At 68.8% G+C, this 16053-nt stretch carries 13 protein-coding genes; 6 read left to right on the forward strand and 7 right to left on the reverse strand.

What is annotated here, in order from left to right; genetic code table 11:
• The first annotated feature begins 225 nt into the window (after nt 1–225).
• Both Amac_RS10785 and Amac_RS10790 read left to right on the forward strand, forming a co-directional pair.
• Nucleotides 226–1479, forward strand: a complete 1254-nt coding sequence (locus Amac_RS10785) for an AlbA family DNA-binding domain-containing protein (protein ID WP_155354192.1) — start codon at nt 226–228, stop codon at nt 1477–1479.
• Between the two features lie 423 nt (nt 1480–1902).
• Complete coding sequence (locus Amac_RS10790; protein WP_155354193.1) at nt 1903–2247, forward strand: hypothetical protein; 345 nt, start codon at nt 1903–1905, stop codon at nt 2245–2247.
• Here the strand turns inward: Amac_RS10790 and Amac_RS10795 are convergent.
• From Amac_RS10795 to lon, 5 genes are all read right to left on the reverse strand, one after another.
• Nucleotides 2221–3558 (reverse strand): S1C family serine protease, encoded by a 1338-nt coding sequence (locus tag Amac_RS10795; protein ID WP_155354194.1) that lies wholly within the window; start codon nt 3556–3558, stop codon nt 2221–2223. The two genes, Amac_RS10790 and Amac_RS10795, sit on opposite strands and share 27 nt — an antisense overlap.
• A gap of 123 nt (nt 3559–3681) precedes the next feature.
• Nucleotides 3682–5211, reverse strand: a complete 1530-nt coding sequence (locus Amac_RS10800) for an acyl-CoA synthetase (RefSeq protein WP_155354195.1) — start codon at nt 5209–5211, stop codon at nt 3682–3684.
• 119 nt (nt 5212–5330) lie between these two features.
• Nucleotides 5331–5906 carry a hypothetical protein gene (locus tag Amac_RS10805; protein ID WP_155354196.1) on the reverse strand — a complete coding sequence of 192 codons (576 nt, stop codon included), beginning with the start codon at nt 5904–5906 and terminating at the stop codon, nt 5331–5333.
• Between the two features lie 153 nt (nt 5907–6059).
• Nucleotides 6060–7193 (reverse strand): Fic family protein, encoded by a 1134-nt coding sequence (locus tag Amac_RS10810; protein WP_155354197.1) that lies wholly within the window; start codon nt 7191–7193, stop codon nt 6060–6062.
• A 104-nt stretch (nt 7194–7297) separates the two neighbouring features.
• A complete protein-coding gene (gene lon, locus Amac_RS10815) occupies nt 7298–9652 on the reverse strand; it encodes an endopeptidase La (RefSeq protein ID WP_155354198.1) in 2355 nt (784 codons plus the stop codon).
• A gap of 250 nt (nt 9653–9902) precedes the next feature.
• On the opposite strand from lon, the gene Amac_RS10820 reads away from it, so the two are divergent.
• From Amac_RS10820 to Amac_RS10830, 3 genes are read left to right on the forward strand one after another with little or no spacing between them, the layout of a single operon-like run.
• Complete coding sequence (locus tag Amac_RS10820) at nt 9903–10538, forward strand: biliverdin-producing heme oxygenase (RefSeq protein WP_155354199.1); 636 nt, start codon at nt 9903–9905, stop codon at nt 10536–10538.
• A 1-nt stretch (nt 10539) separates the two neighbouring features.
• A complete protein-coding gene (locus Amac_RS10825; protein ID WP_155354200.1) occupies nt 10540–11130 on the forward strand; it encodes a TetR/AcrR family transcriptional regulator in 591 nt (196 codons plus the stop codon).
• Nucleotides 11131–11150: 20 nt separating this feature from the next.
• Entirely contained in the window at nt 11151–12512 is a 1362-nt protein-coding gene (locus Amac_RS10830) for an MFS transporter (RefSeq protein ID WP_155354201.1), read from the forward strand.
• On the opposite strand, the gene Amac_RS10835 is transcribed toward Amac_RS10830, so the two are convergent.
• The gene (locus Amac_RS10835; protein WP_155354202.1) at nt 12497–13840 is read right to left on the reverse strand and encodes an FG-GAP and VCBS repeat-containing protein; all 1344 of its coding nucleotides are present in this window, start codon (nt 13838–13840) and stop codon (nt 12497–12499) included. The genes Amac_RS10830 and Amac_RS10835 overlap by 16 nt on opposite strands.
• On the reverse strand, nt 13837–15342 hold the full coding sequence (locus Amac_RS10840; protein ID WP_246268241.1) for an alkaline phosphatase D family protein: 1506 nt from the start codon (nt 15340–15342) through the stop codon (nt 13837–13839). The genes Amac_RS10835 and Amac_RS10840 overlap by 4 nt, the downstream gene beginning before the upstream one ends.
• Nucleotides 15343–15605: 263 nt before the next feature.
• Between Amac_RS10840 and arfB the strand changes: the two genes are divergently transcribed.
• Complete coding sequence (arfB, locus tag Amac_RS10845; protein ID WP_155354204.1) at nt 15606–16028, forward strand: alternative ribosome rescue aminoacyl-tRNA hydrolase ArfB; 423 nt, start codon at nt 15606–15608, stop codon at nt 16026–16028.
• The last annotated feature ends 25 nt before the right edge of the window (nt 16029–16053 follow it).

A 16053-nucleotide genomic window follows, 5' to 3' on the forward strand; every position in this document is an offset into this window, starting at 1 on the left:
TGGACTGCGAGCACGGTCACGACCACCACGGCGGCGAGGTGTGGCTGGCCTGAGCCGAATTGGCCATTGCATGATCGAGCCCGTCAACTGATGCCGCCTGACCCGCTCGCCGCGCCTCCCGACCAGCACTTCGAGCAGTAGCCCCTGCGGAGCTTCCCCGCCGTCGCCTCGGTCTTGCACGCCTTGCCTCAGCATGCCACCTACGGCTGCGGGATGATGCGGTTCATGAAGGACTCAAACACCCGCTGGACGCCGAAGTCTGAAGCGGAGCTGAAGGCCGCCGTCGATGGCCGTCTTCTGGGGGAGGGCCATTTCCTTGACTTCAAGGAGCAGCCCAACAGCAACAACAAGGAGTCGGCGCGGGACATGGCGTCGTTCGCCATCGACGGCGGCATGCTGATCATCGGGGTGAGCGAGGATAAGGACGCGGGCACGTTCGACCTCGCTCCGCAGCCGCTCAAGGGGCTGGGCGAGAAGTTCGAGCAGATCGCCCGCTCTGTTCCTACTCCGTCCCTCGCCGTTCTCACGGAGCTGATCCCGTCGGAGGCTGACCCCACCCAGGGGTACCTTGTGATCCACATTCCCGTCAGCCCGGGAGCCCCGCACATGGTGGAGGGCCGCTACTGGGGGCGGGGCGACAAGACGAAGCACTACCTGTCCGATCCTGAGGTTGCCCGACTCCACCAGCTGCGACGGAATGTCGAACAGGACGCGCTCGGACTACTCGCCCAGGAGATGGCCGAAGATCCGATCCCGGCGGAGCTGCGTCATCAGGCCCACCTGTTCGTCGTAGCCCAGCCGGTCGGCGGCCGCGACGACATGCTGGACGGTCTGATCAATGGGCCCGGCTGGCGTCTGGACATCGCCGAGTTGGTCCGCGGCGCCGCCTATCCGCAGGTGCCCGACTACGACCCGGCCTTCTCCTACGCCAACGGCGGATACCGTCGGCGTGAGGGCATCGCACTCTCCTCCCGCAATCTCGGCGAGGGCCGCATATTCACCGGAAGCCCCGACCAGAAGCTGTCCACCTGGGAAGAGGTTCTAGAACTGCGCTTCCATGAGGACGGCGGGATGCGCCTCTACTACAGCCGGCTGTCCGACCGCCTCGACGGCAGCGGTCAGCAGGCGATCCTGGACGCCGTCATGGTGAGCTACACGCGCCGATTCCTGGCCCTGCTGACCGCGGTGTCGGAGCGGGCCGGCTTCTACGGCAACTGGGCTCTGGCCGTGGGTGCCAACGGTCTGGACGGACTGTCTGCGATGCCCACGGGCAGCATGTCCCGATTCGACACGCTCGGCACGTATGACGGCGACACCTACACCAAAGGCGTCCAGGTGACCTGGGCCGAGCTTACGAGCACACCAGCGGCGATCACGCGTAAGCTCACCGGCCGGTTTCTTCGGGCCATCGCCCGTGAAGAGCGGAATGAGGCGTACCTCACCGATCCCGCGGGCCAGGCGCAGGCCCAGCCGGTGTAACCGCCGACCCGGGTTCGGGCGCAGGCAAGCGTGTACTGGACACGATCAAGCTGGAGCACTCGTAACAACAGGGATCGAATGCATGTTCGATCCCTGTTAGTTTGGCCGTGTGAATGATTTGCGCCCAGTAGTCCAGATTTCAGGTGGCGGGTGGGCCCACCTGCACTCTGGCTGCACCGACCGTCCGGGAAGTGGCGTTCACGAGCAAGCTGGTGATGCTGGTGGCCACCTGGAGAGCCGGGCTAATCAGGCCGACGCGCGCCTGGAGGGCAGCGACGGCGGTTCACGTGCTGCGGAACGGGAGGCCGCCCACTACCGGAGCGGGGCCGACGAGCTCGCGCAGCTGCTCGCCGCTCCCCGTCGGGCGGCGGCCAAACCGGGAGCCCGTTCACGATCAACAAATCCGGCATCAACCGCTACGCGGTGACCGTCGACGGGATCAGTTCGACCAGGGCGATGCGCCTCATTCTGCTGGTTCTGCTGTCTGACGCCACCAACATCACCGCCAACACGGCGGCGTTCATCAGCGGCGTCTCATCCACCGCGGCGTCCAGCTGCATAGCCGACCTCGAAACCCGCGTCTGGGTCAGCGGGCAGCCGGTCAGCGGCCAGGTCGTCTACCGGCTCGCGGAGGGCATGTGGTGGTTCTTCATGAGTTTGTTGTGTATGTACGTCACGGCAGCCGAATGCGGAACGCGGATCGGCCGCGCCTCCCGAGTGGCGCGGCCGATCTGGGCTGGGTTAGTTGGTGGCGGTTTTTTCCTCTAGGGAGATGGTGACCGTGGTGGGCTGGCCGTTGCGGATGTAGGTGAGGGTGATCTTGTCGCCGGGCTGGTGGCCGCGGATGATGCCGACCACGGTTTCGCCGGCGTCGATGGGGGTGTCGTCGATCTTGGTGATGATGTCGCCCTGCTGGAGGCCGGCCTTGGCGGCGGGGCTGTCGGGGGTGACGGGGCCGACGAGGGCGCCGGGGGTGTCGCCGGTGGCGTCGCTGACGCTGACGCCCAGGTAGACGTGGACGGCCTTGCCGGTGTTGATCAGTTGTTCGGCGACCTGCTTGGCGGTGGTGATCGGGATCGCGAAGCCGACGCCGATGTTGCCGTTGCCGCCCGAGGTGGCGATCGCGGTGTTGACGCCGATGACCTGGCCGGCGGCGTTGACCAGGGCGCCGCCCGAGTTGCCGGGGTTGATCGCGGCGTCGGTCTGGATCATGCCGCCGATGGTGGTCGGCTCTTCCTGGGAGGGCTGGAGCTGGCCCCATCCGGGCGGCATCTGCTGCTCGGGCTGGCCGCCACCGGAGGTGACCGTACGGTCGAGGGCGCTGATGATGCCCGCGGTGACCGAGCCTTCCAGGCCGAGCGGGCTGCCGATCGCCAGCACCGAGTCGCCGACCTGGAGGCGGTCGCTGTCGCCGAGGGAGGCCTTGGTCAGGCCGGACACGTCCTGGGCGCGGATGACCGCGATGTCGGTGGTCGGGTCGGTGCCGACCAGGGTCGCCTGCGCGGTGCGGCCGTCGCTGAACTTGACGCTGAGCTGGGCGTTGTCGCCCGCGCCCGTGACGACGTGGTTGTTGGTGAGGATGAGCCCGTCGTCGGAGAGGATGACGCCGGATCCCTCGCCGCCGCCCGTCTGCGAGGTGACGGTGATCATCACGACCGAGGGCTGCACCCGGCGGGCGACGTCGGCGATCGTGGTCCCGGTGGACGAACCGGAGTTGACCACGGGGCTGGAGATCACGGTCTGCGGGCCGGAGATGGCGTTGGTGACGAGGGCCCCCGCGACCCCGCCGCCCAGTGCCATGGCGGCGAGTGCGAGGACCGCGGCGCCCTTCTTGATCCCGCTTCCGGATGGTTTGGCCGCGGCCCCTGCGGGTGGGGGCGGGGGCGGGACCGCGAAGGTGGCGGTATTGCCGGAGCGGAACTCCCCGGTCGCCGGAGGACGGTCCCCGAACTGGCTCCACCCCTGCGTGTTCAGGACCTCGGTCTGCCCGGTAGCTCCCGGGTCGTCCGGGGTTCCGGTCTCGTGCGCAGCGTTCGCCGGAGAACCCGGAGTCTGCTCGCGCGGCTCGTCAGCGTTCATGTGTGTGCCATCCCCTTACAGAAGCCCCCGGCTGTCCGCCGGTACTCCTCTACGATGACAAAGCCGCGATAAGGCCCGGCTAAGCGATCAACCCGCTGACCTCGCGAAAGCCCTACAGGATCCTTATCCGCGCTGTTCGGATGGCCAGTACTCGGCGCGAAGAATCCGCTTGAAAAGTTTGCCGGTCGGGTGGCGCGGCAGCTCGGCCCGGAAGTCCACGCTCTTGGGGCACTTGTAGTGGGCGAGATTGGCCCGGCAGTACTCGATCAGCTCGGCTTCCAGGCCGGGCCCGGCCTCCTCCGGCACGACGGCCTCGACGACGGCCTTGACCTGCTCGCCCATCTCCTCGTCCGGCACCCCGAACACCGCCACATCCGCCACTTTCGGATGTACGGCCAGCAGGTTCTCCGCCTCCTGCGGGTAGATGTTCACCCCACCCGAAATGATCATGTACGACCTGCGGTCGGTCAGGTAGAGGAATCCTTCCTCGTCCAGGTACCCGATGTCGCCCAGCGTCGTCCACCCACGCCCGAGCGGATCCTGCGCGGACCGCGTCTTGGCGGGGTCGTCGTGGTATTCGAAGGCCGGCCCGTCGGAGAAGTACACGGTTCCCTGCTCGCCCGGCGGCAGCTCGCGGCCGTCCTCGTCACACACGTGCGGCACGCCGAGCAGCGGGCGCCCCACCGTGCCGCGATGTTTGAGCCAGTCCTCGGGGCTCGCGTAGAGGAAGCCGTTGCCTTCGGTGCCCGCGTAGTACTCGTGCACGATCGGCCCCCACCAGTCCATCATCTGCTCCTTGACCGGGACCGGGCAGGGCGCGGCGGCGTGGATGGCGCAGCGCAGCGTCGACAGGTCGTGCCGGGTCCGCGCCTCGGCCGGGAGTTTGAGGAGTTTGATGAACATGGTGGGAACCCACTGGGCGTGGGTCACGCCGTACCGCTCGATGGCGGCCAGGGCGGCCTCGGGGTCGAATCTCTCCATGACGACGACGGTGGCGCCGAACCGGAGGAAGGCCAGGCAGTAGCGGAGCGGGGCGGCGTGGTAGAGGGGCGCGGGCGAGAGGTAGACGCTGTCGGCGGTGGGCGCGAACAGCAGGCTCACCAGCCGCATCAAAGGCCCGGGCGTGTCGAGCGGGGCCAGGCTCAGCGCCGGTTTGACGCCTTTCGGGCGGCCGGTGGTGCCGGACGAGTAGAGCATGTCGGAGCCCTGGCATTCGTCCGCGATCGGCGTGCCGGGGTGGGCGGCGGTGGCCTCCTCGTAGGAGGCGAATCCGGGGGCGACGCCGTCCAGCATGAGCTGGAGTTCGACGCCGGTGACGGTGGCCGCGACCCCTTCCATGGCCTTGGCCGAGATGAAGGCGCGGGCCTGGCAGTTCGCCAGGATGTACGCGAGTTCGCCGGCCTGGAGGCGGGAGCTGATGGCGGTGTAGTAGAGGCCGGACCGGTGGGCGGCCCAGGCGATCGCCAGGAACAGCGGGTGGTTCTCCAGCATGAACGCGATGTGGTCCCCGGGCCGCAGCCCGGCCGCGCGCAGCAGGTGGGCCAGCCGGTTGGACTCCTCGTCGAGTTCGCGGAAGGTGACGACCCGCCCGGACCCTGCCATGATCACGGCGGGTTTGTCCGGAGTGGCGGCGGCGATGGCTCCCGGGTGCATGAACCGAACGTTAATCGGTCGCACGCTCGATGGGAAAGGGCGGCGGGCACGGGTACGGCCCGCGCGGGAGAGGGAGCGCGAGCCGTCTTTTCTACTGTTCACATGGCCTGACGAGGGGATCAGACGTGGTCGTACACGGCGCCCCAGGGACCGAAGAAGCCCTTCGGGCCCCAGTGGTCGCCGCGGGAAACCTTGACCGAGATGTGCTCGGCGTTCTTACCGCTGAACCAGAAGTGCTTCGGGTCCTCGTGGCAGTTCTTGAACCTCTTGAAGTAGGTCGGGCCGGAGAACGGCTCGATCTTGAAGGTCGCCCACGCGCAGCGGTACTTCTTGTGGTGGTCGTCCCAGGCGTGGTTGACGAGCTTGCCCTTCACGGTGAACTTGTACTCGTCCACCCACTTCCAGGCCTTGAACTTCTTCCAGACGTACTTCCAGTCGCACTTCTTCTCGCCGTGCTTCCAGTAGCACTCCTTGACCAGGACCTTCTTCTTGTCCCAGTACCACTTCTTGGTCTTGTGCTTCTCGACCGAAACGAAGCCGCTGGCCTCAGCCTTGTTGTCGGAGGAGAAGTAGGGGCCCCAGGGGCCGTCGAAGTAGGGCACGGCCGCGTTCGCCGAAGCCGGCGAAAGCAGCGCGCCCCCGATGAGCGCAGCGGCTGCGACCGCGCTCACCGCGAACTTCTTGATGAATCGCATTGCGGGTCCTCTCGGGAAGGATTTCTGACGCCTAATGAATAAGCGCAGTCAGTTAACGACCGCTTTCAAGGCGCTTTAACCACCTGCTCAGGCCCCTGATCACGGCTTTCTCCGCAATCTCAGCCAGCCGAGAGCACCCCAGGAAAGGCCCCTTTAACCCTTCCGATAGGGATCGACCGGTGCCAGGGCGCGTGTGGCGAAACCCTCCTTGACCTCGAGAATTCGCGGTCCTGGCGCGTAGAACCGGCCCTTGGTCTCGCCGGATGACGCCAGCCATCCCTTCGCCGCCAGTTCCCGCAGATCACGTGACGCCTGCCCCTGGCTGAGCGACTCTTCCCCCTGGTAGACGACACGGCGCAGGCGATTGCTCACGAAAACCTGATACATCGCGGAGACGCACCTGGTGTGCAGCCCGTCGGCCTCGGCGAGTTCCTCCAGCAGGAGCCAGACCTCCGCCGCCTCGGCCAGTCGGCGCCGGACCCGCTGCGCCTGCATGTGGTGGGCGCGCAAACAGAACCGCACCCACGTCAGCGCGTCACGATGCGGCGACCAGTTGCCCCGCTGAACCTCGCCGAGCGCCCGGTAGTAGTCGACGGTGTTCTCGTAGATGCCGAGCCATTCCTCGATGGAGGAGAACTCGGGCGTCAGGATCTGATCACGTCCGAGCACGAGCGTCTGCAGCGCCCGCGACATGCGCCCATTGCCATCACGCCAGGGATGAATCGCGACAAGGTTCAGATGCGCCATCGCCGCCCGCACGTAGCTTGGCTCTTCGAGATCCCCGGTATTGAGCCATTCGACCAGCTCACGGAGGAGTCCGGGCACCGCGAGGGCGTCCGGGCCCTCGTAGACGACCTCGCCCGTCGACGAGTTGCGGACATAGATCCCGCCTGGCCGCACCAGCCCCGGCGACTTGTTCAGATGGTGGCCGATCATCATGAAGTTGAGGGAGTGCAGCAGCCCTGTGTCGAACTCGAACACCGGCGCCCGGGCGAGCTGGCCGATGTACGTGAGCGCTTGGCGGTAGCCGGTGATCTCGCGGGTCACGTTCGGAGTCGCGTCCAGGGGCTCCTCTCCTGCCATGATCGACTCGATGTCCTCGACCGTCGCCCGGTATCCCTCGATCGAGTTGGAGCCCTGAATCGCGCGTGCTTCGAGGTGCTTCCGGAGCGCGCCGTCCCAGCGGTGCGGCTCGGCGAGGCGATATTTGAGATCGCGACGCATGTCCTCGATCTCGCCGAGGACCGTGCGATCGGCATCCGCCAGTTCCGGGGTCGCATAGAGCATGCATCCATGGAACTATGAATGAATCATTCAGTCAAATGACTAGATGATTCAGTTATTAGTACGGCTCCCGCTACGCGTGTTCGCGGGAGCCGTACCAGCAGGGTTCAGGCGGCGGCCGGTTGGGTGACGGTGGCGGGGGTGAGGGCCAGGTTGAGGACCTCGCGGACGTCGCTGACGGGGTGGACGGTGAGGTCGGCCAGGACGTCGGCGGGGACGTCGTCGAGGTCGGGCTCGTTGCGGGCGGGGATGAGGACGGTGGTGACGCCCGCGCGGTGGGCGGCGAGGAGTTTCTGCTTGACGCCGCCGATGGGGAGGACGCGGCCGGTGAGGGAGACCTCGCCGGTCATGGCCACGTCGCCGCGGACGGGGCGGCCGGACAGCAGGGACGCCAGGGCGGTGGTCATGGTGACGCCGGCCGAGGGGCCGTCCTTGGGGACCGCGCCGGCGGGGACGTGGATGTGGACCGAGCGGTCCTTGAGCGAGCCGACCGGGAGTTCCAGTTCCACGCCGCGGGAGCGCAGGTAGGAGAGCGCGATCTGGGCCGACTCCTTCATCACGTCGCCGAGCTGGCCGGTGAGGGTGACGCCGGTGGTGCCGGTCTCCGGGTCGGCCAGGGACGCCTCGACGTAGAGCACGTCGCCGCCCGCGCCGGTGACCGCGAGGCCGGTGGCGACGCCGGGCACCGCCGTACGCTGCCGGGATTCGGGGAGCGCGGACTCGGGGACGTGGCGCGGCCGGCCGAGGTAGTCGACCAGGTCGGTGACCCGCACGGGCAGCGTCCTGGTGCCGAGCGCGAGACCGGCCGTGACCTTGCGCAGGATGCGGGCGATCGACCGCTCCAGGGAACGCACGCCCGCCTCGCGGGTGTACTCCCCGGCCAGCTTGCGCAGCGCCTCGTCGTCGACGACCACGTCGGCGGCGGTCAGCCCGGCCTTGTCGAGCTGGCGCGGCAGCAGGTGCTCACGGGCGATGACGACCTTCTCGTCCTCGGTGTACCCATCCAGGGTGACGATCTCCATGCGGTCCAGCAGCGGGCCGGGCACCTGCTCAAGCGCGTTGGCGGTGGCCAGGAAGAGCACGTCGGACAGGTCCAGCTCGACCTCCAGGTAGTGGTCCCTGAAGGTGTGGTTCTGGGCGGGGTCGAGCACTTCGAGCAGGGCGGCGGTCGGGTCGCCCCGGTAGTCGGCGCCCACCTTGTCGATCTCGTCGAGCAGCACGACCGGGTTCATCGACCCGGCTTCGCGGATGGCCCGGACGATGCGGCCGGGCAGCGCGCCCACGTAGGTGCGCCGGTGGCCGCGGACCTCGGCCTCGTCGCGGATGCCGCCGAGCGAGACCCGGACGAACTTGCGGCCCATCGCGCGGGCCACCGACTCGCCGAGCGAGGTCTTGCCCACGCCGGGAGGACCGGCCAGCGCCAGCACGGCGCCGCTGCGGCGCCCGCCCACGACGCCCAGGCCCTGGTCGGCGCGGCGCTTGCGGACGGCCAGATACTCGATGATCCGGTCCTTGACGTCCTCCAGGCCGGTGTGGTCGGCGTCCAGCACCGCCCGCGCGCCCGCGATGTCGTATTCGTCCTCGGTCCTGGTGTTCCAGGGCATGTCGAGGATCGTGTCGAGCCAGGTCCTGATCCAGCCGGTCTCGGGTGACTGGTCGGAGGTGCGCTCCAGCTTGTCGACCTCCTTGAGGGCGGCGTCGCGCACCTTCCCCGGCAGATCGGCGGCCTCGACGCGGGCGCGGTAGTCCTGCTCCTCGGTCTCCGGGTCGCCGTTGAGCTCGGCCAGCTCCTTGCGGACGGCGGCCAGCTGCTGGCGGAGCAGGAACTCGCGCTGCTGCTTCTCCATGCCCTCCTGCACGTCCTTGCGGATCGTCTCGGCCACGTCCACCTCGGCCAGGTGGTCGCGGGCCCAGCCGACCAGCTTCTCCAGCCGCTCGGCCGGGTCGGCGGTCTCCAGCAGCAGCAGCTTCTGCGCGGTCGACAGCCAGGGCGCGTAGCCGGAGCTGTCGGCCAGCTCGGACGCGTCCTTGATCGCGTTCACCGCGTCCACGACCTGCCAGGCGCCGCGCTTCTGCAGGATGGTGATGGTGAGCGCCTTGTATTCCTTCATCAGCGCCTCGGCCGGAGTCTCGACGCGCTCGACGACCGTGGCCTGCACCCAGAGCGCCGCGCCGGGGCCGGTGGTGCCGGTGCCGACCCTGGCCCGGTTCACTCCGCGCACGACGGCGGCGGGCTCGCCCCCGGGCAGCCGCCCGACCTGCTCCACGACCGCGGTCACGCCCACGGCCCCGTAGTGGCCGTCGATCCGCGGCACCAGCAGGACATGCGGCTTCTTGGCGCCGGTGGCCTGGGCCGCCTCGATCGCCGCGCGCACCTCGGAGTCGGACAGATCGAGGGGGACGACCATGCCGGGCAGGACGACCTCGTCGTCCAGCGGCAGGACCGGAAGGATCTCAGTCATGCGTACTCCCAAAGGTTGAGTTATGCACGCTCAACTAACAGGAGTGCGCCCGTGTTCCCACATCTGCGCGTGTTCGCTGTGAGCGAGCGTAATCGTGTAATCAGCACTCTGGGATGATGCGCAGGCCATCGTCTACGCGTACGAGATTGGCTTGGTCCGGCCGGGTTCATGACACACTGTCGTCAAACCGTTGACGGCGCTCATCTGTTTTTGTGACACTTCGTCATGAACGACCATTAAAGGAGAACAGATGGGCTTTTCCGAGGTATTGCGGGCCGCGACCTGGAGCGATCACGAGTCCGCCGAGGATGACGGCTATCTGAAGAGCCTGATGGCCGGGCGGCTCAGCCGGGAGGCGTACGGCGAGATGGTGGCGCAGCACTACTTCGCCTACCTGGCCCTGGACGGAGCGTCGAAGGCGCTCGCCGGCCACCCGGTCGCGGGCGCCTTCGTCTTCCCCGAGCTCTACCGGGAGCAGGCCCTGATCCGCGACCTGACCACGATCTTCGGCCCCGGCTGGTCGGACAGGATCCAGCCCAGCAAGCCGACCAGGACGCTGGTCGCCCGGATCGACCAGGTCGCCGACTGGCCTGGCGGATATATCGCCCACCACTACACTCGTTACCTCGGTGACCTGTCCGGAGGCCAGTTCATCCGGATGGAACTGCAGAAGATCTACGGGTACGAGAGGGGCGGCGGGGTGGACTTCTACTACTTCGACATCGGCAGCCTGCCCCGATTCAAGGACGAGTACCGCCGCCGCCTGGACGCGCTCGATCTCGACGAGGCCGAGCGGCAGCGCATCATCCGGGAGACCAAGCTCGCCTACCAGCTCAACACCGAGGTCCTCGGCGACCTCGGCCGGCTCGCCCGGGCAGCGGCCTGACGTGCCCCGGATCTCGGCCGCGACGATCGGCGAGCACCGCGCCCAGACCCAGGAGCGCGTCCTGGAGGCGGTGGCGCGGCTGTCCCGCCGCCAGGGCATCGACGCGATCTCGATGACGGACGTGGCGGCCGAGGCGGGCATCACCCGCACGGTGCTCTACAACTACTTCCCGGACAAGGCGTCCCTGCTGCTGAGCTTCACCGAGCGGGTCACCCAGTATTTCGTGGAGAGCTACGCCCGGGACCTCCCGGCCGGGGCCTCTCCCTCGGTGCGGCTGGGCGCGTTCATCCGGCTCCAGCTCACCGGGCTGATGGCGCACCCGCATCCCGGCGCGGCCGACCTGTCGGCCACCCTCGGCCCGGACGCCTACCAGCAGCTGGCCGCGCACGTCGCGCCCATGCAGCGCATCCTCTGCGAGATCATCCAGAGCGGCGTGGACTCGGGCGAGTTCCAGACCTCCGATGTGACCGCGACAGCCCGGATCGTGCTGGCCATCCTGGGCGCGGAACGCCTTCCGCTGATGGACGGCTCGGTCACGGTCGACGAGGCGGCGGAGTTCGTCACCGGCTTCATCCTCCGCGCGCTCTCCTGATCGGCAGGTACCACACCCCCATGGATTCCGTTCAGCTGAAGTCCGGCGCAGGCCGGTGGATCGTGTTCACGACCGTGCTCGGGTCGGGGATCGTGATGCTGGACGGCACCGTGGTCAACGTGGCCCTGCGCGTGCTCGGCACCGACCTCGCGGCCGACGTGGCCGGGCTGCAGTGGACGATCAACGCGTACACGCTGACGCTGGCCGGGCTCATCCTGCTGGGCGGCTCCCTCGGCGACCGGTACGGCCGGCGCAAGGTCTTCCTCATCGGGGTGGTCTGGTTCGCGGTGGCGTCGGCGTTGTGCGGGATCGCCCCCAACATCGAGGTCCTGATCCTCGCCCGCGCGCTGCAGGGCGTCGGCGGCGCGCTGCTCACGCCGGGATCGCTGGCGATCATCCAGTCGAGTTTCGCCCGGGTGGACCGGCCCCGGGCGATCGGCCTGTGGTCGGGGCTCGGCGGCACGGCCGCGGCGATCGGGCCGCTGCTGGGCGGGTGGATCGTGGAGGCGGCCGGCTGGCGCTGGGTGTTCCTGATCAACCTCCCGCTGGCGGCGCTGGTGATCGCGGTGGCTCTCCGGCACGTGCCGGAGAGCAGGGACGAGAGCACGTCGGGCGACTTCGACCTGCTCGGCTCCGCGCTGGCGGCGCTGGCGCTGGCCGGGCTCACCTACGGCCTGATCGAGGAGCTCATCCTGCCGATGGTCGGGGGATTCGCGCTGCTGGTGGTGTTCGTGCTGGTCGAGCGTTCCCGGCGCAACCCGCTCATCCCGGTGGACATCTTCACCTCGCGCACGTTCACGTCGGTGAACATCGTCACCCTGTTCATGTACGCGGCGATGGGCGCGGTGTTCTTCCTGCTGGTCCTGCAACTTCAGGTGTCGTCGGGGTTCACGCCGATCGCGGCCGGTTCGGCCATGCTGCCGGTGACGATCCTCATGCTGCTGCTCTCCCCCCGGGCCGGGGAGGTGGCCCGGCGGATCGGGCCGAAGATCCCGATGACGGCCGGGATCCTCCTGTGCGGGCTCGGGTTCCTGATGATGAGCGGGATCGGGGCGGGGACGAGCTACCTGACGGGGGTGCTGCCCGCGGCCACGGTGTTCGGGCTCGGGCTGTCCGCGGCCGTCGCGCCGCTCACCGCGACCGTGCTGGCCAGCGCGGACGAGCGGCACGCGGGCATCGCCAGCGGCATCAACAACGCGGTCGCGCGCACCGGGAGCCTGCTGGCGGTGGCGGCGATCCCGCCGATCGTGGGGCTCACCGGGGAGGCCTATGACAACCCGGCCGTGTTGTCGGCCGGGTTCCAGCTGGCGATGTTCATCTGCGCGGGGATGATGGCGCTGTCGGCGCTCATCTCGTTCGTGGCGGTTCAGATCAGGCTGTAGCCGTACAGGCCGGGGCCTTTGCCCAGCCGCACGCCCTTCGTGGTGACGCCCGGGTAGGAGCCGATCTTGCGGTGGCCGCGGAAGAGGGTGATCTCGCCGAGCATGGGGGCGCCGACGATCAGGTTGCCACCGACGATGGTGAGGGCCGCGCCGAACTCGCCGCCCTCAGGGCCGGGGATGAGCAGGTTGTGGTTCTTGGTGAGGCCGCCGGACTTGGTGCCCGCCAGGACCTGCACGGCGTTCTCGCCGGGGATGCCCACGGCCAGTTCCGCGTCGCCGTCGCCGTTGAGGTCGCCGGCCGCCAGGGCGGAGCCGAATCTGTCGTACATGCGGGGGACGCCGGCCAGGCTGTTCTGGGTCCAGCCTTCGGTGGTGGAGGTCTTGAGGCCGCCGCTGGAGCCGTAGATGACGTGCACGGTTCCCTCGCCGTACTCCATGGCGCGCGGGTAGACCGACAGGCCCTCGCCGGGGACGCCGATGGCCAGGTCGTCGCGGCCGTCGCCGTTGAAGTCGGCGGCGGCCAGGGCGGAGCCGAAGTAGTCCCAGCTCTCCGCGAAGCCCTTCACCCAGGGGCTGTCCTGGCTGTAGAGCGTTCTGCGGCCCTTCTCGACGACGGTGACCGTGCCTTCCGCCTTCTTCTCCAGGTTGTCGCCTGGCGCGCCGATGGCCAGTTCGGCGGTGCCGTCGCCGTCGAAGTCGCCGGTGGCCAGGGCCGCGCCGAACTGGTCGGTCGACGTGCCGGAATTCTTGATCATTTTGATCTTGGCGCCGTGGATCACGACCGCGCCGCCGCCCTCGTAGCCGGGGGCGCCGATGGCGAGCTCGTCGTCGCCGTCGCCGTCCAGGTCGCCCGCGGCGAGGGCGGCGCCGAACCGGTCGGTGTCGTGTTCCGGCAGGTCGAGGAGCTTGGCGTGGTGGAGTCCCGTGCGGGAGCCGTACAGCAGGTGGACCATGCCGTGGCCGTCCGCGCCGGTGACCGGCTCGCGGCCGACGAACTCCTCCGACGCGCCGACGGCCAGGTCGGCGCAGCCGTCGCCGTTGAAGTCGCCGGTGGCCAGGGCCGCGCCGAACGAGTCGCCGCGTTCGGCCTCGCCGGGAATGCCGTCGCTGTCCTGGGAGATCACCGGGCCCTTGCGGAAGCCGCCGCTCGTGCCGGTGAACAGCGCGACCGCGCCCGCGCGGTCGTGGCCGCCCACCGTCGCGTACGGCATGGCGACCGCCAGGTCGGGGCGGCCGTCGCCGTTGTAGTCAGCCGCAACGCCCGGGCAGGCGGCGGCCGTGCCCTGCAGGACGGGAACCAGCAGGGTGGCGACGAGCAGGGTCTTCACACCAGGCTCCGCTCGCCGGAGGGGATCGTGAAGCGGGCCGAGGTGCGGGCGGGCGCGCCCCGGCGGCTGATGTAGTCGAGGGTGCGGAAGTCCGCGGTGAGCGCGTCCTGGGTGAGCCTGGCCATGATGTAGCCGCGCCGCTGGTCGATGTAGGAGATGTGCGGATTCTCGGCGAGGGTCGCGGCGGTGCGCTCGGTGTCGCGGTAGCCGTCGCCGTCACTGGCGATCGACGAGGTGACCAGCTCGACGGCGGCCTTCGTGTCCGGGTCGCCGGGGTCGGCGTAGAGCTCGGCGGCGTGGTGCATGTGCGCGTCACCCGTGAGCACGACCGGGTTGGCGACGTCCTTCAGCCCCTTGAGCAGCGCGGCGCGCTCGGCGGCGTAGCCGTCCCAGGAGTCGAGGTTGACCTCGGTGCCGGGGCCGAGCTTGAAGTCCTTCTGGGCCATGATGATCTGCTGGCCGATCAGGTTCCAGCGGGCCCGCGAGCCCCGCAGGCCGTCCTGCAGCCAGCGGTGCTGATCCTCGCCGAGCAGGGTGCGGTCCGCCGCGAGACGGTCGTCGCAGCCCGCGCGCACCCCGTCCTCGCAGGCCTGGTCGTCGCGGAACTGGCGGGTGTCGAGCAGGTGGAACTGGGCCAGCTCGCCCCAGGCGACCCGCCTGTTGATCTTGATGGCGGCGCCGTGCGGGATGCTGGTGCGGCGCAGCGGCATGTTCTCGTAGTAGGCCTGGAAGGCGTTGGCGCGGCGGCGCTCGAACGCGGGCGCGCCGGTGCTCGACTTCGGGCCCGCCCAGTTGTTCTCGATCTCGTGGTCGTCGAAGGCGACCAGCCAGGGGGCGACGGCGTGCGCGGCCTGCAGGTCGGGGTCGCTCTTGTACTGGGCGTGCCGCATCCGGTAGTCGGCGAGGGTGGCGCACTTGTGCCCGCCGGAGTGCTGCCGGATGTTTCCGCCGGGGGCGGTGTATCCGTCGGGCTGGTATTCGTACATGTAGTCGCCGAGATGCACGACCAAGTCGGGCTCCTGCTCGGCGAGCCGCTTGTACGCCGTGTAGTAGCCGTGCTCGTAGTGCGCGCACGCCGCGATCGCGAACGACAAGGCCGACAACCCCGGCGGTGAGGTCCGCGTCCTGCCGGTCGGCGACACATACCCGTCCGCCTTGAACCGGTAGAAGTACTCCCGCCCCGCCTGGAGGCCCTTCAACTCCACGTGCACGCTGTGCGCCGCCCGCCACGACGCCGTCTCCGTGCCGGTACGGACGATGTCCGCGAACCGCTCGTCCGTGGCCACCTGCCACTGCACGTCGTAGTCCCGGGACGGCATGCCACCCCGGCCGTTCAAGCCAAGGGGATCTAACACCAGCCGGGTCCAGAGCACGAATCCGTCGGCGGAGGGGTCACCCGAGGCGACACCGACCCCGAACGGGTCCTGACGGAGGGATCGAGTGGGCGCGTATCCGGCTCCGGTCAGAAGGAGCCCCCCGGCGGCCACACTGGACAGGAACACTCTGCGTGACGCTTTTCCCTGCACCCTAACAGGAAAGCCCACCTGGTTGTCGAATACAGGTTAGCCTGCTGACCTGCGAAGAAACCATAAGTGAACAGACATGCGGATTACCCACGGTAATTGAACGCATGCCGAACGAGTGACGTCGAGTAAGCGAAGGTGCAATGTTCAAACCACCGCGCCCCGTTAACGGCCGATAAATGCGTTGATCAATGGGTATATCCCCCGGGTACCCTGAACGGCATCGAGAGGAGGAGAACCCCATGCCAGGACCACTCATCGTCACCGCTTCCATCACCGTCCCCGAAGTCGAACTGAGCTGGCGTTTCTCCCGCTCCTCCGGCCCCGGCGGGCAGGGCGTCAACACCACCGACAGCCGCGCCGAACTCACTTACGACGTGGCCGCCACCACCGCGCTGCCCCCGGCCCTGAAGGCCCGCGCCCTCACCCGCCTGGCCTCCCGCCTCGTCGACGGCGCCATCACCATCGCCGCCTCCGAATACCGCTCCCAGCTGCGCAACCGCGAAGCCGCGGAGCTGCGCCTGGCGCAACTCCTCCGCGAGGCCATCGCACCCCCACCCCGCAAGCGCCGCCCCACCCGCCCGTCCAAGGGCGCGGTCGAGCACCGCCTGGCGAGCAAGAAGCACCGCTCCGCCGTCAAACGCCTCCGCCGCCTCGACGACTGAGCACTCGCAGCCGGTTCAGGAGTGC

This window comes from Acrocarpospora macrocephala (assembly GCF_009687865.1).
Taxonomy (GTDB): domain Bacteria; phylum Actinomycetota; class Actinomycetes; order Streptosporangiales; family Streptosporangiaceae; genus Acrocarpospora; species Acrocarpospora macrocephala.

Coding starts and splice junctions, on each gene's coding strand:
- Amac_RS10785 (WP_155354192.1), top strand. CDS start 226: ATGAAGGACTCAAACACCCGCTGGACGCCGAAGTCTGAAGCGGAGCTG.
- Amac_RS10795 (WP_155354194.1), bottom strand. CDS start 3,558: ATGAACGCTGACGAGCCGCGCGAGCAGACTCCGGGTTCTCCGGCGAAC.
- Amac_RS10800 (WP_155354195.1), bottom strand. CDS start 5,211: ATGCACCCGGGAGCCATCGCCGCCGCCACTCCGGACAAACCCGCCGTG.
- Amac_RS10805 (WP_155354196.1), bottom strand. CDS start 5,906: ATGCGATTCATCAAGAAGTTCGCGGTGAGCGCGGTCGCAGCCGCTGCG.
- Amac_RS10810 (WP_155354197.1), bottom strand. CDS start 7,193: ATGCTCTATGCGACCCCGGAACTGGCGGATGCCGATCGCACGGTCCTC.
- lon (WP_155354198.1), bottom strand. CDS start 9,652: ATGACTGAGATCCTTCCGGTCCTGCCGCTGGACGACGAGGTCGTCCTG.
- Amac_RS10820 (WP_155354199.1), top strand. CDS start 9,903: ATGGGCTTTTCCGAGGTATTGCGGGCCGCGACCTGGAGCGATCACGAG.
- Amac_RS10830 (WP_155354201.1), top strand. CDS start 11,151: ATGGATTCCGTTCAGCTGAAGTCCGGCGCAGGCCGGTGGATCGTGTTC.
- arfB (WP_155354204.1), top strand. CDS start 15,606: ATGCCAGGACCACTCATCGTCACCGCTTCCATCACCGTCCCCGAAGTC.